Here is a 21819-nt window from a genome sequence, read left to right as displayed (position 1 = left end):
GCGTCCCAGACGCCACCGGGCCATCGGAGGACGCAATGTTTTCCCTCATATCCGGCCGGACGGCCGGCCGGTCGAGAACCTCGGCCATGTCCGTCGCGGCCCTCGGCACGATCGTGGCGCTCGCCACCCCCGCCGGACTCGCCCACGCAGCAACGTCGGACACCGCGCCCGTCGCGGCCCGTTCGGCGGGGGCGAGCCCGGCCACCACCACGGGCAAGGCCACCACCGCGAAGGCGGCTCCCGCCGCCGCCCCGGCCGCCTGGGCCGCGGGCACGCGCGCGTACCTGGTGATCACGGCCCCCGGCGGCACCGCCGCCGTGAGCGGCTCCGTGGCCACCAAGGGCGGCTCGGTCTTCGCCACCTACGACGCGATCGGCGTGATCGTGGCGCACTCGACGTCCGCGTCGTTCGCCTCCTCGATGCGCACGGTCTCCGGCGTCCAGCAGGTCGGCGCGACCCGGACGTCCGACGTCCCGGCCGACGCCTACAACCCGGCCCTCCCGGCCAACCCGTCGCAGTCGGCGACAACGCTCACCGAGTCCAACCGCTGGGACATGACGCAGATCAAGGCCGACCAGGCCTGGGCCGTCACCACCGGTTCGGCGTCGGTGAAGGTCGGCGTCCTGGACACCGGCGTGGACGACCAGCACCAGGACATCGCGCCCAACTTCAACGCCGCCGACTCGGCCTCCTGCGCCTACGGCAAGGCGGACGCCCGCGCGGGCGCCTGGCGCGACGTCGACACCCACGGCACGCACGTGGCCGGCACGATCGCCGCCGCCAAGAACGGCAAGGGCGTCATCGGCGTCGCGCCGGGCGTGAAGATCTCCTCGGTCCGCATCGCGGAGCCGGGCAGCACGCTGTTCTTCGCGGAGAACACGATCTGCGGCTTCGTCTGGGCCGGTGATCACGGCTTCAAGGTCACCAACAACAGCTACTACACGGACCCGTGGCAGTTCAACTGCCCGGACAACCTGGACCAGGCCGCCATCATCGAGGGCGTCCGCCGGGCGCAGGAGTACGCCGAGGGCAAGGGCTCGCTCCAGGTCGCCGCCGCCGGCAACTCCAACTACGACCTGGCGAACAAGACGACCGACACGGCGAGCCCCAACGACTCGACCCCGGTCACCCGCACCATCACCAACGCCTGCATCGACATCCCGACCGAGCTGCCGGGCGTCGTGACCGTCGCCGCGCAGGGCAACGGCGGCGCCAAGGCCTCGTACTCGAACTTCGGCAACGGCGTGATCGACATCGCGGCCCCCGGCGGCGACGGCTCCTCGGGCGTCTACTCGACGCTCCCGGGCGGCAAGTACGGCAACCTGAACGGCACCTCGATGGCCTCCCCGCACGTGGCCGGCGTCGCGGCGCTGATCGCGAGCGTGAACCCGTCCTTCACCCCGGCGCAGATCCGGGACCAGCTCGGCGTCCAGGCGACCGACAAGGCGTGCCCGTCGGACACCCGCTGCAAGGGCACCGCGACCAAGAACGGCTTCTTCGGCGAGGGTTCGGTCGACGCCCTGAAGGCCGTCGGCGGCTCGACCCCGCCGCCCGGGAAGTACTTCGAGAACCTGACGGACGTGACGGTCCCCGACAACACCACGGTCGAGAGCCCCATCACGGTCAGCGGCGTGACGGGCAACGCGCCGGCCGCGCTCAAGGTGGGCGTGGACGTCAAGCACACCTACATCGGTGACCTGAAGGTCGACCTGGTGGCCCCGGACGGCAGCGTCTACACGCTGCACAACCGGACCGGCGGCAGCGCGGACAACATCGTCCAGACCTACACCGTCAACGCCTCGTCCGAGGTGGCAAACGGGGTCTGGAAGCTGCGCGTGAACGACAACGCGAGCCAGGACTCGGGCAAGGTCGACGCCTGGAACCTGACCTTCTGACACCGCGCGACCCCTTGACGGGGCCGGAGCCGCCCAGGCTCCGGCCCCGTTCGCGTGCGCCCGGAGAGGGGTTCGCGCGCGTGCTCCGGAAAGCTTTCGGAAACAAGTCCTTACCGAGGGGTAGGCCTACCCGGGCACCTTGCTATACGTTCCGTCTAACAAGCTTGCTAGACGGGACGTCTAACAAGCTCCGCGTCGATCGCGACCCAAGGAGCCGCACCATGGCAAGCAGCACCGTTCGCCCGGAGAGCCACGACGGAGCCGAGGACGGGAACGTCTCGGACGCGGACGTCGCGGAACGGCTGCTCCGGTCCGCCGCCAAGCTCTCGTACGACCCCGCCACCGAGGTGGACTGGGACACCCCCCTCGACAAGAACTTCCACGGCCAGAGCCCCGAGTGGAACAGCCTCTACGGCACGGCCTACTGGAACGAGATGACCGAGGAGCAGCGCAAGGAGCTGACCCGGCAGGAGGCCGCCTCGGTCGCCAGCACCGGCATCTGGTTCGAGATGATCCTCCAGCAGATGGTGCTGCGGGACATGTACGCGAAGGACCCCACCGACCCCCGGTTCCAGTGGGCGCTGACCGAGATCGCGGACGAGTGCCGCCACTCGATCATGTTCGGACGCGGCTCCGCGAAGCTCGGCGCCCCCGCCTACCGGCCGCGCCGCGCGGTGCTCGAACTGGGCCGCGCCTTCAAGACGGTGGGCTTCGGCGAGGCCGCGTACGCCGCGATCCTCGTCGCCGAGGAGGTCCTCGACGTCATGCAGCGCGACTGGATGCGCGACGAGCGGGTCGCCCCCTTCGTGCGCACCATCAGCAACATCCACGTGGTCGAGGAGTCCCGGCACATGAAGTTCGCCCGGGACGAGACGCGCCGCCGCCTCGCGCGGGCGAGCACGGCCCGGCGCCACTTCCACGCCCTGGTCGTCGCCATCGCCTCGTACTACATCGTCACCAGCATGGTCAGCCCCGACGTGTACGAGCAGGCCGGACTCGACCCGGAGCGGGCGCGCCGCGAGGCCGCGGCCAACGAGCACTACAAGTCCCAGCTCCGCTCCAGCTGCGCCGGGCTCATGGAGTTCCTCGCCTCGGCCCGGCTGCTCACCAGGCCCGCGCTCCTCATCTACAGGCGCGCCAGCCTGATCTGACCCCGCGCCCGCACCCCGTCCCCGCACCTCGCACCTCGCACCCGAACCGAGTCGACGAGATGACCTACGCGATCACCCAAACCTGCTGCAACGACGCGACCTGCGTCGCCGTCTGCCCGGTCAACTGCATCCACCCGACGCCCGAGGAACCGGACTTCGGCACCACGGAGATGCTGTACATCGACCCCCGGGCCTGCATCGACTGCGGCGCCTGCGCCGACGCCTGCCCGGTCGACGCCATCTTCCCGGCCGACCGCCTCACCGGCCGGCTGCGGGAGTACGAGGCGATCAACGCGGAGTACTACGCGGACCGTGAGCCGGCCCCCGCCGTGGCCTCGCCCAACTTCCACACCTGGGGCGAGCCGGCGTTCCCGCGCTCGCTCCCGTCCGACTTCGGCCCGCTGCGGATCGCGGTGGTCGGCACGGGACCGGCCGGCATGTACGCCGCCGAGGACCTGCTCCTGCACACCAACGCCGAGGTGACGCTGATCGACCGGCTGCCGGTGGCCGGCGGTCTCGTCCGCTACGGCGTGGCGCCCGACCACCCGGCGACCAAGGGCGCCGGGGAGACCTTCGCCCGCTTCCACGCCCACCCCCGCGTCCGGATGCGGCTCGGCGTGGAGATAGGCCGGGACGTCACCGCCGAGGAGCTGGCCGCCCACCACGACGCGGTGGTCTACGCGGTGGGCGCGCCCTCCGACCGGCGGCTCGGCATCCCCGGCGAGGACCTGCCGGGCAGCGTCTCCGCGACCTCCGTCGTCTCCTGGTACAACGCGCACCCGGAGACCGGCGCGGACGCCGTCCCGCTCTCCGCCGAGCGGGTCGTCGTGGTCGGCAACGGCAACGTGGCGCTCGACGTGGCCCGCGTCCTCGTCATGGACCCGGCCGCCCTCGCGGAAACGGACATCGCCGACCACGCCCTCGCCGCCCTGAGCGGCACCCGGGTCCGCGAGGTGGTGCTGCTCGGCCGCCGGGGCCCCGGGGACGCCGCGTACACGGCCTCCGAACTGCTCGCCCTCAAGCACCTTCCGGGCGTGGACCTGGTCGTCGACGACCGGGACCCGCGCATCGGCGCCGCGATCGACGCGGCGGCGGCCGGGGAGAAGGCGGCGCTCCTCCGGGACGTGGCCCGGGAGACGGTGGACTGGACGCGGCCGCCCGCGCCGGGCCGGCGCCGGATCGTCCTGCGCTTCCACTCCGCGCCGGTCGAGGCGCTCGGCACCGACGCGGTGCGGGCGGTCCGGGTGACCGAGGACGGTGCGGAGTCCGGTACGGAGATCGGGGCGGGGCTGCTGGTCCGGGCGGTCGGCTACCGGGGCGTGCCGCTCCCGGGGCTCCCGTTCGACGAGGCCACCGGCACGGTGCCGCACGAGGCCGGGCGGATCAGCGGACTGGCGGGCGGTTACGTCGTCGGCTGGATCAAGCGCGGGCCCTCCGGCGGCATCGGGGCCAATCGGGCGTGCGCGGAGGAGACGGTCGGGACGCTGCTGGCGGACGCGGTCGCGGGGGCGCTGCCGAAGCCGACGGGCACGTCGGCGGAGTTCCGCAGGCTGGCCAGGAGCCGCAGCAAGGGGCTCGTCGACGCGCGCGGTCTCGCGGCCATCGACCGGACCGAGCGGGCGAGGGGCCGGGACGCGGGCCGTCCCAGGGTCAAGCTGGCGACGGTGCCGGAGCTGGTCGCGGCGGCGCGGGGCGGCCGCTGGCGCCGACCGGTCTGAGCGGCGGGCGGTCTGAGCGGCGGGCGGTACGGGGGTCCGGCCCGGGACGGCGGGCCGGCGGTGCGGTGCGTGACCGGGCGGGCCGTCAGGCCACGAGGTCCAGGGTCTGGCGGATCACGATCGCGTTCAGCCGCACCGCGAAGGGCACGACGTCCGTCAGGTCGAGCGCGACGGCCTCCGCCTTCGGCAGCTCGACGGTCACGTCGACGCAGAAGGCCAGGGCGTACATGTGCTCCCCGGTCTCCTCGTCCTGGAGGGCGAAGAACAGGTCCCGGTAGAAGCGGGTGCGCTCCCCGGACTCCTCGTAGAAGGAGAGTCCGGGCTGCCCCTCCTGGGCGGCGAGCCCCGTGAAGGCCGCGACGAGCTCCCGCTCGACGGTGGCCCAGAAGCCGGCGTCCGCGCACTCGGGCGGGAGCGCCTGCCGGACGGCCTCCTTGAGCGAGAGGACCATCACGAGGACGGGGGCGTGCTCCTGGAGCCCCCAGCCCCTGACCATCCGCACCACGGTGCTGTCCGGGACGGCGGCGGCCGCCTCCCGTATCGCCTCGAAGTCGAAGTTGACGGTCGCCGGGGCGATCGCCTCCTGGAACACCCGGTCGATGGACCGGGCCTGGTCGAGGTGGTCCGGTCCCACCTCGACGACGGTCCTGAAACTGGCGGCCAAAGCTCCTCCTGTGTGATCCGCGCGATCCGCGCGATCTCTGTGATCTCTGTGATCAGGAGGGGTCAGTATGCAGAGGGGCGCCGGGGGCGGGCAGGACGTGTCCGGCGTGCGGACACCCGGGCTCGGCCGGGGCTCAGGACCTGCGGCGGGGCTTTCCGCTCCGGCCGCCGCGCGCGGAGCCCCCGGTGCCGCCCTTGCGGGCCCCGGGCCGTCCGGAGGTGCGGGAACCGGCCGCCGGCTTCCCGGTCCTGGCCGGCTTCCCGGACTTGGCGGGCTTCTGCTCCTTCTGGCCCTTGAGCTCCTCCGCGCGGCGGCCCCGGGTGCTGTTCACCGTCCGGCCGCGCACGATGCCGATGAACTCCTCCACCAGGTCGGGGGCCTCGTCGGCGGCCGGCCACGACAGGGCGACGCGCGACTGCGGGACGCCGTCGAGCGTCCGGTAGGTGAGGTCCTTGCGGTGGTGCAGCCGGGCGAGGGACTGGGGGACGGCGAGCACGCCGACCCCGGCCGCGACGAGCTCGATCGCGTCGGCGGTGGTCGCGGGGCGCTCGAACGCCGGACGGCCCGGCGGGCGCTCCCAGCCGAGGGTGTCGTCGAGGGGGTGCAGGACGAGCTCCTCGGCGAGGTCCTCCGCCGACACCTCCTCGACCGCCGCGAACAGGTGGTCCTTGGGGACGACGACGACCGTCGTCTCGGTGTAGAGCGGGATCGCGCTGAGGTCGTCCCCGTCGACGGGGAGCCGCACGAGGCCGGCGTCCGCAGCGCCCTCCCGGAGCGCGCCGAACGCCTCGGCCGGGGTCACGGCGTGGAGGCTCAGCGGCACGTCGGGCAGGCGCTCGTTCCAGATCCGCACCCACTTCGAGGGGGTCACGCCCGGCACGTACGCGAGCCGGAACGAAGGGGTCTCCGGGGCGGAGCCGGAGGGGGAGTCCGGGGTGGGGTCCGAGGGGGAAGCGTCCGTGCCTGTCACTCCGCCAGGTTACCGGTAACCGCCGTGGTCGGAGTCCGTCCGCATGCTCGATACCCTGGTCTCATGACGTCGCACCAGAACACCCAGACGATGAAGCCCGCGACCGCGGCGAAGAAGCTGGGTGTGTACCTCGAGGCCACCCCCGCGGAATTCCAGGAGGGTGTCGTCTCGCGCACCGAGCTGAACGAGCTCCAGGCGAACCCGCCCGCCTGGCTCCAGGAGCTCCGGAAGAACGGCCCGCACCCCCGCCCGGTGGTCGCGTCGAAGCTCGGCGTCTCCATCGCCGGTCTCGCGCGCGGCGGCATCACCGAGCCCCTCACCACGGAGCAGATCGACGCGCTCAAGCAGGAGGCCCCGGAGTGGCTCCAAAAGGAGCGGGCCACCCAGGCGGAGGTCCGCAAGGAGACCGTCCGCATCAAGGAGCGCGACGAGGAGCGGGCGCGCCGCGCGCAGGAGGCCTGACCTTCCGCGCGGGAAGCCTTGAGCCTCCCGCGCGGGAGACCTGATCTTCCGCGCGGGAAGCCCGGTCTTCTCCCCCGCTCCCCCTTCACACCCCTCCGGCCCGGTCACGACCGGGCCGGAGGGGTGTGGCGCGGGGGCCGGTGAGGGAGTCATCCCCTCATGAGTGATCACCCCCTCGTGCGGGACACGAGCACCGCACACCGGCCGCCGGTCGTCGTCGGCGTGGACGGCTCCGAGCACGGGCTCCGGGCCCTGGAGTGGGCCCTGAGCACCGCGGAGGGCTCGGGCTCCCCGCTGGTCGTGGTCCACGTCCGGCCCGAGGAGCTCCAGCTCGGCACGGCCCGCATCGAGTCCCTGGGCGGGGCGCCGGAGCTTCCCGACACGGTGCTGAACGGCGTGGCGGCCGGAATGGAGCGGCGCGAGCCCCGCGTCCCCGTGCGGTACGAGTCCCTGGACGGGTCCGTGACCGACGCCCTGGCGGCGGTGGCCCGGGGCGCCCGCCTCCTGGTGACCGGGTCCCGGGGCCGCGGCGGCTTCGCGAGCCTGCTGCTCGGCTCGACGAGCCGCACCCTGGCCGCGAGCGCGCCCTGTCCGCTCGTCGTCGTCCCCCACGAGGCCCGGACGGCCGCCCTCGGAGGCGGGCCGGGGGCGGGACGGGTGCTCATGGGGCTGCATCCCGAGGAGTCCCCGGACGAGGTGCCGGCCTTCGCGTTCGAGGAGGCGCACCACCGGGGCGTGCCCCTGGAGGCCGTGACCGCGTTCCGGCTGCCCCCGCCGCAGGGCGCCCTGCTCGCCGCGCCGTCCCCGGCGCTCCAGGTGCCGCCCCCACTGCCCCTCGCGGACGACGCCGAGGAGCTCGTACGGGGAGCGGAGCGGGAGCAGGAGGAGCGGCTGCGGCCCTTCGCCGCACGCCGGCCGGACGTGGAGCTGCGCCCGGTGGTGGTGCCGGGGGACGCGGCGGGGCGGCTCGTGGAGGGCTCGCGGGACGCGGGCCTGCTGGTCGTGGGGCGGCACCACCGGCACCGCCTCGGCTCGCTGCTCGTCGGTTCCGTCGCCCACGCGGTGCTGCACGAGGCCCACTGCCCGGTGGCGGTGGTGCCCCCGGCGCCCGCCGACCGGGGCGGACTGGTAGAAGAAGGGCCATGACCAGCTCCGAGCACGCCGCCGCAGCCCTGCGCAACGTCCAGCCGCCGACCGCCCACGCCTCCCTCGGGGCGGGGGTCGTCGTGACCGACGCCTCCGGCCGGGTCCTGCTCGGGCTCCACCGCTCCGGGGTGTGGGAGCTGCCGGGCGGCAAGGTCGAGCCGGGCGAGTCCGCGGAGGCCGCGGCGGTCCGCGAGCTGGCCGAGGAGACGGCGCTGGTCGCGGACGCGGCCGACGTGGAGGTCCTCGGGCTGCTCCTGGACTCGGTCACCTCCGACCGCCTGACCCGGATGACCGTGGCCACGGCGGTGGGCGCCTTCCGGGGGACGCCGGCCGTGACCGAGCCCGACAAGATCGAGCGCTGGGAGTGGACGGACCCGGACCGGTTGCCGGAGGCGCTGTTCCTGCCCTCGGCGCAGGTGCTGCGGATGTGGCGGCCGGACCTGCCGATCCCCGGCGGCCCGTTCCACCGGTACGCGATGGGGCGGCTGCCCGGCTGACGTGGGACCCGGCGGTCCGGTGCCGTTCCCCGTCGCCGCGCGGGGCGCGGCGGCCCTGACTAGCGTGGCTCACAGGAAGACGTCATCGACCGGAGGAGAGTCACCGTCATGGCCGCACGACCTGAAGGCACGCCGATCTGGACCGACGCGATGTTCACCGACGCCGAGGCCGCCAAGACGTTCTACGGCGACGTGCTCGGCTGGACCTTCGCCGAGGCCGCCACGGAGTTCGGCGGCTACACCCAGGCCTCCAAGAACGGGAAGGCGGTCGCGGCCGTCGTCCCGCCGATGCCGGGGCAGGACACCCCTCCGCAGTCGGCCTGGTGTCTCTACTTCTCCTCGCCGGACGCCGCCGCCACGGCGGAGCGGATCCGGACCGCGGGCGGCACCGTCCTGATGGAGCCGATGCGGATCGGCGAGTTCGGGACGATGTGCCTCGCGCGGGACCCGGCGGGCGTCGTGTTCGGCGTCTGGCAGCCGGGGACGCACCAGGGCTTCGAGCTGGAGGGCGAGACCGGCTCGTACGCCTGGGCGGAGGTGTTCACCAGGGAGCCGGAGAAGTCCGACGCCTTCTTCACGTCCGTCTTCGGCTACGGCTCGAAGAGGATGAAGGACCAGGAGGTCGACTACCGGGTCTTCGACCTGGGGAGCGATCCGGTCGTCGGACGGATGACGATGACCGACGACTTCCCGCCGGATGTCCCCTCGTACATCCAGATCTACTTCGCCGTCGACAACTGCGACAAGGCCGTGGAGGCGGCGGAGCGGCTCTCCGGGCGGAAGGTGTTCGGGCCGATGGACAGCCCGTTCGGCCGGTTCGCGGCGATCCTGGACCCGCAGGGGGCCGCCTTCGCCGTGATCGACATGAGGACCACGGTGGGCGAGATGCCCGAGATGGAGTGACCCGCCCCGCGCCCGGGGGTCACGGCTTGAGGCTGGAGACCACGTCGGCGGTGGCGGCGACGCCCTCGTGGATGGTGGGCGCCATGCTGGTGCCGGCCAGGAAGAAGCCGAGCAGGGCGCAGACGATCGCGTGCGAGAGCTTGAGACCGCCGTTCCGCAGGAAGATCACGGCCAGGATCAGCAGGAGCAGCACCACAGAAATGGAAACGGCCATCGCCTTCACGTCCCTCCGACGCCGCACCGGAATTGCGGCTTTCGGCGGACAGTGTGGCGGAATGAGCGCTCCGTCCGGGCGTATGGCGGGGCGGCCATCCGGGTGAGATCCGGACCGGGGGCCCTCCGGGGCGGTCACTTCCCGGCCGGCAGGCAGTCCTTCCACTCCACCGTGCGGTCGCACCAGCGGTTCAGGAGGACGCGGTCGTGGCCGACGGCGAGGAGGCCCGCGCCGGTCTCCGCGCGGTAGGCCTCGACGGCGGCGACCAGGGCCGCCGTGGTGGAGGCGTCGAGCATGGCGGTCATCTCGTCGCAGATCAGCCAGCGGGGGCGCAGGGTCAGGGCGCGGGCGAGGCAGGCGCGCTGGAGCTGTCCGTCGCTGACCTCGTGGGGGCGGCGGACGAGCAGGTCGGGGGTGAGGCCGACCGCCGGGGCCAGCTCGGCCAGGCGCGCGCCGGCCTCGGCGCGGCGGCCGGTGGCGCGCAGCGGTTCGACGACGAGGTCCGCGAGGGTGAGCCGGGGGTCGGCGGCGGTGCGGGGCTGCTGGAAGACGACGCCGACGGCGGTGCGCAGTTCGCGCGGGGCGCGGTGGCGCCAGGCCCGTACCTCGGTGCCGTCCAGGACGAGACGGCCCGCCTCGGGGCGGTGGAGGAGCGCGGCGACCCGGGCGAGGGTGGACTTGCCGCAGCCGCTGGGGCCGAGGAGGCCGACGGACTCGCCGGGGGCGACGGTGAGGGAGGCGCCCCGGAAGACGGGGGCGCGGCGGTCGTAGCCGGCGGTGACGGCGTCGAGTTCAAGCACGGGGGTGCTCCGGGTGGTGGCAGGCCACCCCGGCCGTGGGCTCGGGGCGGATGGCGCAGAGGTCGGTGGCGCGCGGGCAGCGCGAGGCGAAGGCGCAGCCGCCGGGCAGATCGGTGAGTTCCGGGGGCATGCCGGGGATCGGGGCGAAGGCCCGGTCGGGCAGGGCGTCGAGCAGGCCCCGGGCGTAGGGGTGGCGCGGGCCGACGGGGCCGAAGAAGCGGTGGGCGGGGGCGATCTCGACGATCCGGCCCGCGTACATGACGGCGACGCGGTCCGCGACACGTTCGGCGGCGGCCAGGTCGTGGGTGATGAGGAGCAGGGCGCGGCCGTCGTCGGCGTGGCGGCGCAGTTCGTCGACGGTGCGGTCGACGAGGTCGCGGTCGAGGCCGGTGGTGGGCTCGTCGGCGAGCAGCAGCCGGGCGTCGCCGATGAGGGCGAGGGCGGTGGCGGCGCGCTGGGCGAGGCCGCCGGAGAGCTCGTGCGGGTGGCGGTCGAGGTGGTCGGCGGGGAAGGCGGTCCGCTCCGCGGCGGCCTCGGCGGCCGCGCGCCGGGCGCGGCGGGAGGCACCGGTGAGGGCGCGGACGGTCTCCTCCAGCTGGGACCGTACGGTGCGGACGGGGGTGAGGTGGGCGGCGGGGCTCTGCGGTACGAGGCCGGCGCGGCGGCCCCGTACGGTGCGGGCGAGGGTCTTCTCGTCGGCGGCAAGCAGGTCGACGGCGCCCGCGCCGGGGCCCTTCCCGTCCCCGCCCTCGGGGCTCGCGAGCAGGGCCGTGCCGGAGGTCTCGGCGTTGCCCGGGAGCAGGCCGAGGAGGGCGGAGGCGAGGACGGACTTGCCGCAGCCGCTCTCGCCGACCAGGGCGAGGCACTCCCCCGCCGCGAGGTCGAAGTCGGCGTCGCTCACCGCGTCGACGGTGCGGCCGCCGCGCAGCCGGAAGCGGACGGTGAGGCCGCGGACGCTGAGGACGGCGTCCTCGGCCCGCTCGGCGGTGACGGAGTCGAGCGCGCGCAGGAGCCTGTTCTCCGGAGCCGGGGAGGCGTTCGGGGCGGTCACAGCATCAGCTCCGATCGGCGGCGCGGGTTGAGCCGGTCGCGCCACACGCCCGCGAGTCCGGCGATGGCGAGGGTCGGCACGATGAGGAGGAGGCCGGGGAAGAGGGTGGGCCACCAGTACCCGGCGAGGAGCGAGGAGCGCGCGTTCTGCACCAGGTTGCCGAGGCTGGCCTGGTGGCTGGGGAGGCCGAGGCCGAGGAAGGAGAGCGCGGACTCGTGCCACATGGCGTGCGGGACCATCAGGACGGCGGCGAGCCCGGCCTGCGGCAGGACGGCGGGCAGCAGGTGCCGGACGGCGACGCGCCACCGGCCGGCGCCGCCGGAGACGGCGGCGTCGACGAAGGGCCGGGTGCGCAGCGAGAGGACCTCGGAGCGCACGATCCGGGCGGTGGAGAGCCAGTGGGTGACGGCGACGGAGACGATGACGGGCCAGACGCCGGGCCGGAAGAGCGCGACGACGAAGATGCCGAGGAGCAGGTGCGGCACGGAGGAGAAGGCGTCGACGAGCCGCATGAGGGTGCGGTCGGCCCAGCCGCCGAGCGCGCCGGCGGCGGCTCCGACGGTGGTGCCGATGACGGTGGCGACGAGCGCGGCGACGAGTCCGACGAGGAGCGAGACCCGCAGGCCGTAGACGCAGCGCAGGAGGAGGTCGCGGCCGAGGTCGTCGGTGCCGAAGGGGTGGTCCCAGGACGGCGGCAGGAGCTTGCGGGAGAGGTCGACGGCCTGCTCGTCGAGCTGGACGAGCGGCGGCACGAGCAGCACGGCGAGGAGGACGGCCGCGACGGTGACGGCGGAGGTCCAGAACCGTGTCCGGTGGGTGCGCGGGTCAGCCATCGAAGCCCACCCTCGGGTCGGCCAGGCCGTACAGCAGGTCGGAGAGGAGGTTGCCGAGGAGGACGGCGGCGGTGGCGAGGACGGTGAGCGCGGCGAGCAGCGGGAAGTCCACGGAGGTGGCGGCCGTGACGGTGGCGGCGGCGATGCCGGGCCAGCTGAAGACGGTCTCCACGAGCAGGGCGCCGGTGATCAGCTCGGGGACGCGGGAGCCGACGAGGGTGAGCATGGGGAGCATTCCGGAGCGGAGGGCGTGGCCGGTGAGGACGGTCCGCTCGCTCAGGCCGCGGGCGCGGGCGCCGCGCACGGGGTCCTCGTCGAGGGCGTCGCCGACGCCCTGGCGGACGTACAGGAAGAACCACGGGAGCTGGGAGATCCCGAGGACGAGGGCGGGCAGCACGAGGTGGCGGGCGACCTGGTCGAAGGTGACGGTGTCGCTCGCGGTGTCGGTGAGCCCGCCGGCGGGCAGGACGCCCAGCTTCAGGGCGAAGAACCAGATGGCGAGGAGGCCGAGCCAGAAGGCGGGGGCGGCTTCCAGGGTGTACGCGGCGGAGCTGACGGCCCGGTCGAGGAGGCCGCCGCGGCGGCGCCCGGCGAGGACGCCGAGGAGGGTGCCGAGCGCGATGGCCACGGCGAAGGCGGTGGCGGCGAGCAGGACGGACCAGCCGAGGCGTTCGGTGACGACCTCGGCGACGGGCCGGCGCATGACGGCGGAGTCGCCGAGGTCGCCGGTGAGGGCGGCGGTGAGCCAGTCCCACCAGCGGGTGAGGAGGGGCCGGTCGACGCCGAGGTTGGCGCGGAGCTGGTCGAGGTTCTCCTGCGAGGCGGTGAGTCCGGCGGTGCCGGCGTAGGCCTTGACGGGGTCGAAGGGGGAGGCCTCGGCGACGGCGAAGACCGCGAGGGTGACGCCGAGGAGGACGGGGACGGCGGCCAGGGCGCGCCGTCCCGTCATCCGCGCCATGGCCCCCCAGGGGAGGCGGCGCTTCACTTCCGCGCCGCTCCGGCGTTCTTGGGCTTCCAGGTCTCGACGTTCCACCAGGGGCCGGCGGCGAGGCCGTGGTCGTGCGGCTCGGTCTGGGTGGTCGGGCCGTCCCAGGAGTCGTCGACGACGTAGAGGTGGTCGATGTGGGTGAGGAAGGTGTAGCCGGGGTTCTTCACCAGTTCGCGCTGGACGGTGTCGTACGCGGCGTGCCGCTTGGCGGGGTCGTCGGTGCGGCGCCCGTCCTCCAGGGCCTGGTCGACGGTCTTGTTGTCGTACCGGGCCATGTTGTTGAAGCCGTCGCCGCCGAGGGAGGACTTCAGGAGGAGGTACTGGTCGAAGTCGGGGTCGCCGGGCGAGCCGCCGCCGGCGAGGACCGCGTCGGTCTTCATCCGGGGCTCGATGACCTCCCAGGTGCCGGCCTGGGTGGTGATGTCGATGCCGGCCTTCTTGGCGTCGGAGGCGTAGGCGAGGGCGTGGTCCTGGCGGAGCTTGTCGCCGGAGAGGTACCAGAGCGGGAAGGCGGCGCGGACGCCGTCCTTGACGCGGACGCCGTCGGGGCCGGGCTTCCAGCCGGCCTCGTCGAGGATCTTCTGCGCCCCGGCGAGGTCGTGGCGGCGCTCGGTGCCCTTGGTGAACCAGGGGCTGTCGGTGGGGACGGGCCCGTAGGCGGGCTTGCCGGCCCCTTCGAGGATCTTGTCGACCATGGTCTTCCGGTCGACGGCGAGGTCGAGGGCGCGGCGGACGGCGGTGTCGCCGGTCACGCGGTGGTGGGTGGGGAGGGTGACCGTACGGTAGTCGTAGGTCTTCGCCGTCCAGGTCTTCTTGCTCTTGTCGGTCTTGAAGCCGGCGGCGAGGTTGGGCGGGAGGATGGCGCCGTCGAGGTCGCCGGCGCGCAGCCGGGTGGCGCGGACGTCGTCGTCCTTGATGATCGCCATGGTGAACTTCTTCACCTGCGGCGCGCCGTTCCAGTAGGTGGGGTTGGCCTTGAAGCTGAGCTTCTCGCCCTTGGACCAGCCGGTGAGGACGTACGGTCCGGTGCCGACCGGCTTGGTGGTGAAGGCGCCGGTGTTGACGTCCTGCTTCGCGGCGACGTGCTCGGGGGCGATGGCGTGGACGGTGCGCTCGGCGAAGGGCGCGTAGGGGTACTTGAGCCGGAAGACGACGGTGTCGTCGCCGACCGCCTCGACGCTCTTCAGGGCGTCGAGCTCGGTGCGGGAGGGGTTGTTCGTCTTCGGGTCGAGGATCGTCCGGTACGTGAAGACGACGTCCTTCGCGGTGAAGGGGGCGCCGTCGCTGAAGGTCACGTCGTCGCGGAGGTTGTAGGTGTAGGTGAGGCCGCCGTCGCCGACGTGGGGCAGTTCGCGGGCGAGGGCGGGCTTGAGCTTCATGTCGGCGTCGAAGGCGAGGAGGCCGTCGAATATCTTCGAGTTGCCGTCCTTGCCGTAGCCGAGGAGGGGGCTGAGGCTGTCGGGCTCGTAGGCGATGCCGACGACCGCGGAATCCTTGGGCCCGCCGGCGCCGTCGGCGGTGGAGCCGGGGTTCGTGCAGGCCGCGGCGGTGAGGGCGAGGGAGCCCGCCAGTACCGTGGCCGCCGCGTTGCGGATGGATCGGGCGGTCATCGTGTCCGTACCTCTTTTGAAGATCAACTGTTTTTGCCAACAGCTTGCAATTAAACAGTATGTATAAGGGGTGCGGACAGACGGGCCCCTTACCCGAGGGGCGGGTGGGGCGTGCGGGGCCCGTGGGCCCCGCACGGATGTCCTACGCGGGCGCCGGGAGGTCGGCCAGGGCGGCGATCGCGTCCTGGTGGCGGCCCGCCGAACCCAGCGCGATCCGGTCGGCCTTGGCCCGCTTCAGGGCCAGGTGCGCGGGGTGCTCCCAGGTCATCCCGATCCCGCCGTGCAACTGGACGCACTCCTCGGCGGCGCGGACCGCGACCCGGGAGCAGTACGCCTGGGCGACGGCCACGGTGAGCGGGGCGTCCGGAGCGTCCTTGGCGAGGGCGTCGGCGGCGGCGCGGGCGGCCGCCCTGGCCCCGACGACGTCCAGCCAGAGCTGGGCCATGCGGTGCTTCAGGGCCTGGAAGGAGCCGACGGGCCGGTTGAACTGGTGGCGCTCCCGGGTGTACCGGACGGTGTCCTCCAGGCACCTTTCCGCGAGGCCGAGTTGCTCGGAGGCGAGCAGTCCGGCGCCCGCGAGCAGTCCGCGCCGGACGGCCGCGCGGGCGGCGTCCGGTCCGGCGAGCCGGGTGCCGGTGCCGGGTGCCGTGGTGACCCGGGCGAGCGGACGGGTGAGGTCGAGCGGGGTCAGCGGCTCGATCGTCGCCTCGCCCGCCGGTACGGCGTACAGGCCGTCGGCGCGCGGGACGAGGAGGACGTCGGCGGCGGTGGCGTCGGCGACGGCGGGCACGGCCGGGCCGTGCGGCGGGTCCGCGTCCGGAGCCGTCGACAGGGGCACGGCGAGGACCGCGACCGTGCCGCCGCCCGCGACGGCGGTGAGGAGTCCGGCCGCCGGGGCGCTCTCCGCCGCGAGGGCGAGCAGGGTCTCGGTGGCCACCACCGCGCTCGTGAGGTAGGGCAGCGGGGTGACCGCGCGGCCCAGTTCCTCCAGGACGACGGCGGCCTCGCGGTGGCTCGCGCCCTGGCCGCCGAGCTTCTCGGGGACGAGGAGTCCGGCGGCGCCGATGTCGGTCGCGAGGGACTTCCAGAGGCCGGGGACGTACGGGGTGTCCGTCTCGATCCGGTCGAGGAGGACCGCGTGGCCGGCCCGGTCGGCGAGCAGGGCGCGGACGGCCGCCCGCAGGTCGTCCTCGGTCTCGGAGTAGAGGAGGTCCAGCTGGTCCGTCATCGCGCGAGGTCCTTCCAGGGAACGTCCTTGTCGTTGCGGGGCTCGGAGGGCAGGCCGAGGACCCGTTCGGCGACGATGTTGAGGAGCACCTCGCTGGTGCCGCCCTCGATCGAGTTGCCCTTGGAGCGCAGATAGCGGTAGCCGGCGTCGCGGCCGGTGAAGTCGACCAGTTCGGGGCGGGTCATGGCCCACTCCCCGTACAGCAGCCCCTCGTCGCCGAGGAGTTCGACCTCCAGGCCGCTGATGGCCTGGTTGAGCCGGGCGAAGCCGAGCTTCATGGCGCTGCCCTCGGGGCCGGGCCGGCCGGCGACGAGCTGCTGGCGGAGGCGTTCGCCGGTGAGCCGGGCGACCTCGGCGTCGACCCAGAGGTCGAGGAGGCGCCGGTGCAGCTCGTGGGTGCGCAGCTCGGGGCGCTCGCGCCAGGTGGCGGCGGCCTTCCCGATCATGCCGCCCTCGCGGGGGATCCGGGCTCCGCCGATGGAGACCCGCTCGTTCATCAGGGTCGTCCGGGCCACCCGCCAGCCGTCCCCGACCTCGCCGAGGCGGTGGGCGTCGGGGATGCGGACGCCGGTGAGGAAGACCTCGTTGAACTCGGCCTCGCCGGTGATCTGGCGCAGCGGCCGGACCTCCACGCCGGGGTCGGTCATGTCGCAGACGAAGTAGGTGATGCCCCGGTGCTTGGGGGCGTCCGGGTCGGTACGGGCGATGAGGATGGCCCAGCGGGCGAGGTGGGCGCTGGAGGTCCACACCTTCTGTCCGTCGACCACCCAGTCGTCGCCGTCCCGGACGGCCCGGGTGCCGAGGGCGGCGAGGTCGGATCCCGCGCCGGGCTCGCTGAAGAGCTGGCACCACACCTCCTCGCCGACCCACAGCGGCCCCAGGAAGCGGCGCCTGACCTCCTCGGAGCCGTGCGCGAGGAGGGTGGGCGCGGCCATGCCGAGGCCGATGCCGATCCGGCGCGGGTCGTTGTCGGGCGCGCCCGCGACGGCGAGTTCGGCGTCCACGACCGTCTGGAGGGCGCGGGGCGCGTCGAGCCCGCCGAGGCCGACGGGGTAGTGGACCCAGGCGAGTCCGGCGTCGAAGCGGGCGCGCAGGAAGGCGGTGCGGTCGGTGGTGGCGGGCGGGTGCGCGTCGAGGAGGGCGCGGGTGCGGGCCCGGAGGCCGTCGGCGTCGATCGCGTGCGGGGTCGTACGGGTCACGCCCCGGCTCCTTCCGGGAGGACGACCAGGCGGCCGGTGGTGGTGCCGTCGGCGACGCGCCGGACGGCGTCGGCTGCGCCCGCGAAGGGGACGCGTTCCGCGACGAGCGGCTTGATCAGGCCCTTGGCGGCGTAGGCGGTGAGGGTCTCGTGGCAGCGGCCGATCGAGGCGGGGTCCTTCACCGCGTACAGGCCCCAGTGGAGGCCGAGGACCGAGTAGTTCTTGACCAGGGCGTGGTTCAGGGCGGGCGCGGGGACCGTGCCGCTCGCGAAGCCGACGACCACGATCCGGCCCTCGAAGGCGACGCACTTCGCGGACTGCTGGTAGGCCTCGCCGCCGACCGGGTCGTAGATCACGTCGGCGCCCCGGCCGCCGGTGGCGGCCTTGACGGCGGCGACGACGTCCTCGGAGCGCCGGTCGATCACCAGGTCGCAGCCGAGGGCGCGGGCGACGGCGGCCTTCTCGGGTCCGCCGACGACGCCGATGACGGTGGCGCCGGCCGCCTTGCCGAGCTGGACGGCCGCGCTGCCGACGCCGCCGGCCGCCGCGTGGACGAGGAGGGTCTCGCCCTCCTTCAGGGCGGCGCGGCGGTGCAGGCCGAACCAGCCGGTCTGGTAGCCGATGTGGAGCGCGGCGGCCTCGGCGTCGTCGAGGGCCTCGGGGGCCAGGAGCAGTCCGGCGGCGTCGGCGAGGGCGTAGTCGGCGAAGCCGCCGTGCGGGAGGGCGGTGGTGGCGATGACCCGGCGGCCGTCCTCGGTCTCGGCGCAGATCTCGACGCCGGGGGTGAAGGGCAGCGGGGGGCGCACCTGGTAGTGGCCGCGGCAGAGCAGCGCGTCGGGGAAGTTGACGTTCGCGGCGCGGACCCTCAGGAGGACCTGACCGTCACCGGGGACGGGCGGTTCCACCTCTTCGCGGCGCATCACCGCGTCCGGTTCGCCGTTCTCGTACACACGCCATGCCTGCATCCGGGAGCCTCCTCCGTACCGTGCGGTCGGTTGCATACTAAGCGGTCGCTTGCGTCCGGGGAACAGTCCGGCCGGACTTCCGGGAAGGCGGGCCGCCGGAGCTCCCGGGAGGCGGGTCGGCCCGGCTTCCCGGGAGGCGGGTCAGCGGGCCTTCTCGGGCCGGGCCCTGACGTGCATGCGCTCCCCCTGCGGCCCGAACAGGCTCAGGAACTCCACCGGCCCCTCGGTGGTGGGCCCGAACCAGTGCGGGACGCGCGTGTCGAATTCGGCCGCCTCCCCCGCCGTCAGGACGACCTCGCGCCCGCCGAGGTGGAGCCGGAGCCTGCCCGAGAGCACGTACAGCCACTCGTACCCCTCGTGCACCCGGGGCTCGGGGGACTCGTACGGCTTCTCCTGGATCACCTTGTAGGCCTGGAGGCCGCCGGGCTGCCGGGTCAGCGGGTACATCGTGCGCCCGTGCCGCACGATCGGTTTGGCCTTGACCCGGGGGTCGCCCACGGGCGGCGCGCCGACCAGCTCGTCGAGCGGGACCTGGTGGGCGCGGGCGAGCGGCAGGAGCAGTTCGAGGCTGGGCCTGCGCTGTCCGGATTCGAGGCGGGAGAGGGTGCTCACGGAGATGCCGGTGGCGGCGGAGAGCTCGGCCAGGGTCACGCCCCGGTCGCGGCGGACGCGGCGGAGGCGGGGGCCGACCTCGTTCAGGACGGCGTCGATGCGGTCGTCTTCGGTCATGGGTCCAGTGTTGCAGGAACGGCAAGTTCATTTGCGGTCGTGGCAGAACCGGAGCGAACCTCGGTCCCATGAACGCACACACGGAGCAGTACGAGGTGGTGGTCGTCGGCGGCGGCGCGGCCGGGCTCAGCGCGGCCCTGGTCCTGGGACGGTCGCGGCGGCGGACCCTGGTGATCGACGCGGGCGAGCCCCGCAACGCCCCCACGGCCCACATGCAGGGCGTCCTCTCCCGGGACGGCATGAGCCCCGCCGCGTACCTGGCGGCGGGCCGGGAGGAGATCGCCGCGTACGGGGTGGAGTGGCGGGCCGGGCGGGTCACCGGCGCGGCGCCGGACGGGCGGGACGGCTTCACCGTGTCGCTCGCGGACGGCACGGCGGTCGGCGCGCGGCGGCTCGTGGTGACGACCGGGCTCGTCGACGAGCTGCCGGAGATCGACGGGGTGGCCGAGCGGTGGGGCCGGGACGTGCTGCACTGCCCCTACTGCCACGGCTGGGAGGTCCGCGACCGGCCGTTCGGGGTGATCGCCCATCCGGCGATGCCCGCGCACCAGGCGCTGATGGTCTCCCACTGGTCCTCGGACGTGACCCTCTTCCTGCACACCGCCGCCGGGCTCTCCGAGCGGGAGGCGGCGCTGCTCGACGCGGCCGGGGTGGAGGTCGTGACCGGCGAGGTCGCCGGGCTCGCGGTGGAGGACGACCGGCTGACCGGGGTCCGGCTCGCCGACGGGCGGTTCGTGCCGCGCGAGGTGGTCTTCGTCGGGGCGGCGCGGCTCGCGGCCCGGGACGGGGTGCTGCGGCAGCTCGGCGCGAAGACGGACGAGACGCCGTTCGGTGAGTTCGTCGCGGTGGACGGGACGGGCCGCACCAGTGTGCCCGGCGTGTGGGCGGCGGGGAACGTGACGGGCCCGCAGGAGCAGGTGGTCAACGCGGTGGGCCTGGGCTACCGGGCGGGCGTCACGATCAACACCGAGCTGCTGTTCGGCGACCTGGAGGCGGCCGTGGACGGCGCGGCCTCCTCCTGACGCCGTCCGGTCAGCGCGGGAACAGCTCGAAGGCGACGGCCGGCCGGCCGCCGAAGCGGTCGGCCGCCTGCCCCGTCGTCCCGGCGAGGAAGGACCGGACGTACTCCTCCGGGTCCTGGTCCGTCAGGGCCTCGATGTAGGTGCGGTGGCAGAGGAGCGAGCGGACCGCGCGCTCCAGGCCGGGGCCCGCGTCGACGGCGTGGGTCGGGGTGCCGGACGCGGCGACGGCGACCCAGCGGACGCCGTCCCACGGCTCCAGGCCCTCTTCCGTCAGCTCGGGGAAGATCCAGCGGTTCCCGGCGTCGGCCGCCGCGTCCAGGGTGGCGCGGCCGACGGCCAGGTGGTCGGGGGTGTTCCAGGGGGCGCCGGGGCCGCCGCCCCAGGTGTCGCGGTGGTTGAGGGTGACGACGAGTTCGGGGCGGTGGCGGCGGATCGCGGCCGCGATGTCGCGGCGCAGCCCGGTGCCGTACTCGACCACGCCGTCCCGGTGGTCGAGGAACTCCACGGTGTCCACGCCGACGACGGCGGCGCTGTCCCGCTGCTCCCGCTCGCGCAGCGGGCCGCAGACGTCCGGGGCGAGGGCGTCGATGCCGGCCTCGCCCCGGGTGGCGAGGACGTAGACGACCTCCTTCCCGGCGTCGGTCCAGCCGGTGACGGCGGCCGCGCAGCCGTACTCCAGGTCGTCGGGGTGGGCGACGACGGCGAGCGCGCGCCGCCAGTCGCCGGGCATCTCGGTGAGGTCGGGGAGGCCGTTCTCGATCATGGACGCAGGATACGGGCCGCCTCCGGGCCCGTGGGGCGGAACGCCCCGGCGAGGATCACCGACCGCGAGACGTGCCGGGGCCGGTCGGGGTTGAGCCCGCGCCGGTCGGCGAGGGCGACCGCGAGCCGCTGGGCGCGGACGAGGGCGGCGACCGGGTCGATGGCGTCGGCGGCGAACAGGGCGCCGGTGGACTCCACTTCGTCGCGCAGGCCCGAGGGGGCGGGGCCGAGGCACCAGACGAGGCTGGAGCGGTCGCTGATGCTGATCGGGCCGTGGCGGTACTCCATCGCCGCGTACGACTCCGTCCAGGCGCGGGCCGCCTCGCGCAGTTTGAGGGCGGCGTCGTCGGCGAGCCCGACCGTCCAGCCGGTGCCGAGGAAGGTGAACTGGCCGCGCCGCTCCCAGGCGGCGGGCAGCCGCTCGTACAGGACGAGTTCGGCGTCGGCGATCGCCGGTCCGAGGTCCACGCCGAGTCCGGCGCGCAGGAGTTGGAGGGCGGTGGTGGCGAACCGGGTCTGGAGGACGGAGCGTTCGTCGGCGAAGCCGAGGTCGAGGACCCGGTCGGCGAGCCGCCCGGCGGGGCTGTCGGGCGCCCCGGTGAGCACGAGCGCGGGAACACGTCCGGCGGCGCGGGCGAGCAGGTCCACGACCTCCGTGGTGGTGCCGGAGCGGGTGAGGGCCACGATCCGGTCGTAGCCGCGCCCGAGCGGGGTCCCGTCGGAGGCGGGGAAGGCGTCGGTCTCGCCCGCGCCGAGGGATTCGCGCAGGGCCGCGTAGGCGCGGGCCATGAAGTACGAGGTGCCGCAGCCGACGACCGCGACGCGCTCGCCGCGGGCCGGCAGCAGCCCGGCGTGCCGCTCCGCGTCCTCGGCGGCGCGGCGCCAGCAGTCGGGCTGTCCGGCGATCTCCGCGCCGACGTGGGTGCTCATGTCCGGGTCCTCTCCTCACGGGGGCCCTCCGGGCCCCGCCGCGAGTTCTACCGGCGCCCGCCGGGGCCGCGCCATGTGCGGG

The 21819-nt window shown here is 74.3% G+C and carries 22 protein-coding genes; 8 read left to right on the top strand and 14 right to left on the bottom strand.

Annotated elements, in window-relative coordinates; all coding sequences use genetic code 11:
- Window positions 1-35 precede the first annotated feature (35 nt).
- From AB0398_RS32500 to AB0398_RS32490, 3 genes are all read left to right on the top strand, one after another.
- On the top strand, window positions 36-1895 hold the full coding sequence (locus AB0398_RS32500; RefSeq protein ID WP_366379262.1) for a S8 family serine peptidase: 1860 nt from the start codon (window positions 36-38) through the stop codon (window positions 1893-1895).
- Between the two features lie 221 nt (window positions 1896-2116).
- Window positions 2117-3046 (top strand): diiron oxygenase, encoded by a 930-nt coding sequence (locus tag AB0398_RS32495; RefSeq protein ID WP_366379261.1) that lies wholly within the window; start codon window positions 2117-2119, stop codon window positions 3044-3046.
- A gap of 59 nt (window positions 3047-3105) precedes the next feature.
- Window positions 3106-4764, top strand: a complete 1659-nt coding sequence (locus tag AB0398_RS32490; RefSeq protein WP_366379260.1) for an FAD-dependent oxidoreductase — start codon at window positions 3106-3108, stop codon at window positions 4762-4764.
- 85 nt (window positions 4765-4849) lie between these two features.
- On the opposite strand, the gene AB0398_RS32485 is transcribed toward AB0398_RS32490, so the two are convergent.
- The gene (locus AB0398_RS32485; protein ID WP_366379259.1) at window positions 4850-5428 is read right to left on the bottom strand and encodes a Type-2Aa cytolytic delta-endotoxin; all 579 of its coding nucleotides are present in this window, start codon (window positions 5426-5428) and stop codon (window positions 4850-4852) included.
- Between the two features lie 133 nt (window positions 5429-5561).
- Window positions 5562-6398, bottom strand: coding sequence for a LysR family transcriptional regulator substrate-binding protein (locus AB0398_RS32480; RefSeq protein WP_366379258.1), 837 nt, complete (start codon window positions 6396-6398; stop codon window positions 5562-5564).
- Window positions 6399-6461: 63 nt separating this feature from the next.
- Here AB0398_RS32480 and AB0398_RS32475 point away from each other — a divergent pair, with 63 nt between their 5' ends.
- From AB0398_RS32475 to AB0398_RS32460, 4 genes are all read left to right on the top strand, one after another.
- Window positions 6462-6860: a DUF5997 family protein gene (locus tag AB0398_RS32475; RefSeq protein ID WP_366379257.1), complete on the top strand. Its 399-nt coding sequence runs from the start codon at window positions 6462-6464 to the stop codon at window positions 6858-6860.
- A gap of 159 nt (window positions 6861-7019) precedes the next feature.
- Window positions 7020-8006 carry a universal stress protein gene (locus AB0398_RS32470; RefSeq protein ID WP_366379256.1) on the top strand — a complete coding sequence of 329 codons (987 nt, stop codon included), beginning with the start codon at window positions 7020-7022 and terminating at the stop codon, window positions 8004-8006.
- Window positions 8003-8503 carry an NUDIX domain-containing protein gene (locus tag AB0398_RS32465; RefSeq protein WP_366379255.1) on the top strand — a complete coding sequence of 167 codons (501 nt, stop codon included), beginning with the start codon at window positions 8003-8005 and terminating at the stop codon, window positions 8501-8503. The genes AB0398_RS32470 and AB0398_RS32465 overlap by 4 nt, the downstream gene beginning before the upstream one ends.
- Window positions 8504-8611: 108 nt before the next feature.
- A complete protein-coding gene (locus tag AB0398_RS32460; RefSeq protein ID WP_366379254.1) occupies window positions 8612-9406 on the top strand; it encodes a VOC family protein in 795 nt (264 codons plus the stop codon).
- Between the two features lie 19 nt (window positions 9407-9425).
- On the opposite strand, the gene AB0398_RS32455 is transcribed toward AB0398_RS32460, so the two are convergent.
- From AB0398_RS32455 to AB0398_RS32410, 10 genes are all read right to left on the bottom strand, one after another.
- On the bottom strand, window positions 9426-9620 hold the full coding sequence (locus tag AB0398_RS32455; protein ID WP_030212092.1) for a hypothetical protein: 195 nt from the start codon (window positions 9618-9620) through the stop codon (window positions 9426-9428).
- 134 nt (window positions 9621-9754) lie between these two features.
- A complete protein-coding gene (locus tag AB0398_RS32450; RefSeq protein ID WP_366379253.1) occupies window positions 9755-10420 on the bottom strand; it encodes an ATP-binding cassette domain-containing protein in 666 nt (221 codons plus the stop codon).
- Window positions 10413-11429 carry an ABC transporter ATP-binding protein gene (locus AB0398_RS32445; RefSeq protein ID WP_366379268.1) on the bottom strand — a complete coding sequence of 339 codons (1017 nt, stop codon included), beginning with the start codon at window positions 11427-11429 and terminating at the stop codon, window positions 10413-10415. The genes AB0398_RS32450 and AB0398_RS32445 overlap by 8 nt, the downstream gene beginning before the upstream one ends.
- Window positions 11430-11467: 38 nt before the next feature.
- On the bottom strand, window positions 11468-12304 hold the full coding sequence (locus tag AB0398_RS32440; RefSeq protein ID WP_366379252.1) for an ABC transporter permease: 837 nt from the start codon (window positions 12302-12304) through the stop codon (window positions 11468-11470).
- Window positions 12297-13289: an ABC transporter permease gene (locus tag AB0398_RS32435; RefSeq protein ID WP_366379251.1), complete on the bottom strand. Its 993-nt coding sequence runs from the start codon at window positions 13287-13289 to the stop codon at window positions 12297-12299. Before AB0398_RS32435 ends, AB0398_RS32440 begins: the two co-directional genes overlap by 8 nt.
- Window positions 13286-14902 carry an ABC transporter substrate-binding protein gene (locus AB0398_RS32430; RefSeq protein ID WP_366379250.1) on the bottom strand — a complete coding sequence of 539 codons (1617 nt, stop codon included), beginning with the start codon at window positions 14900-14902 and terminating at the stop codon, window positions 13286-13288. Before AB0398_RS32430 ends, AB0398_RS32435 begins: the two co-directional genes overlap by 4 nt.
- A gap of 142 nt (window positions 14903-15044) precedes the next feature.
- Window positions 15045-16130: an acyl-CoA dehydrogenase family protein gene (locus AB0398_RS32425; protein ID WP_366379249.1), complete on the bottom strand. Its 1086-nt coding sequence runs from the start codon at window positions 16128-16130 to the stop codon at window positions 15045-15047.
- Window positions 16127-17329, bottom strand: a complete 1203-nt coding sequence (locus AB0398_RS32420) for an acyl-CoA dehydrogenase family protein (protein ID WP_366379248.1) — start codon at window positions 17327-17329, stop codon at window positions 16127-16129. The genes AB0398_RS32425 and AB0398_RS32420 overlap by 4 nt, the downstream gene beginning before the upstream one ends.
- Window positions 17326-18294, bottom strand: coding sequence for an NADPH:quinone oxidoreductase family protein (locus tag AB0398_RS32415; protein WP_366379247.1), 969 nt, complete (start codon window positions 18292-18294; stop codon window positions 17326-17328). The genes AB0398_RS32420 and AB0398_RS32415 overlap by 4 nt, the downstream gene beginning before the upstream one ends.
- A 141-nt stretch (window positions 18295-18435) precedes the next feature.
- Window positions 18436-19023, bottom strand: coding sequence for an XRE family transcriptional regulator (locus AB0398_RS32410; RefSeq protein ID WP_366379246.1), 588 nt, complete (start codon window positions 19021-19023; stop codon window positions 18436-18438).
- 68 nt (window positions 19024-19091) lie between these two features.
- Here AB0398_RS32410 and AB0398_RS32405 point away from each other — a divergent pair, with 68 nt between their 5' ends.
- On the top strand, window positions 19092-20045 hold the full coding sequence (locus AB0398_RS32405; RefSeq protein WP_366379245.1) for an NAD(P)/FAD-dependent oxidoreductase: 954 nt from the start codon (window positions 19092-19094) through the stop codon (window positions 20043-20045).
- 10 nt (window positions 20046-20055) lie between these two features.
- Here AB0398_RS32405 and AB0398_RS32400 read toward each other — a convergent pair whose 3' ends face one another.
- Both AB0398_RS32400 and AB0398_RS32395 read right to left on the bottom strand, forming a co-directional pair.
- On the bottom strand, window positions 20056-20808 hold the full coding sequence (locus AB0398_RS32400; RefSeq protein WP_366379244.1) for a PIG-L deacetylase family protein: 753 nt from the start codon (window positions 20806-20808) through the stop codon (window positions 20056-20058).
- On the bottom strand, window positions 20805-21737 hold the full coding sequence (locus AB0398_RS32395) for an SIS domain-containing protein (RefSeq protein ID WP_366379243.1): 933 nt from the start codon (window positions 21735-21737) through the stop codon (window positions 20805-20807). Before AB0398_RS32395 ends, AB0398_RS32400 begins: the two co-directional genes overlap by 4 nt.
- Window positions 21738-21819: the final 82 nt, after the last annotated feature.

Origin of the sequence: Streptomyces sp. NPDC086147 (genome assembly GCF_040702165.1) — a bacterium.
Taxonomy (GTDB): domain Bacteria; phylum Actinomycetota; class Actinomycetes; order Streptomycetales; family Streptomycetaceae; genus Streptomyces.
The sequence above is the reverse complement of the archived record's forward strand: the minus strand, read 5'-3'. Positions and strand labels throughout refer to the sequence as shown.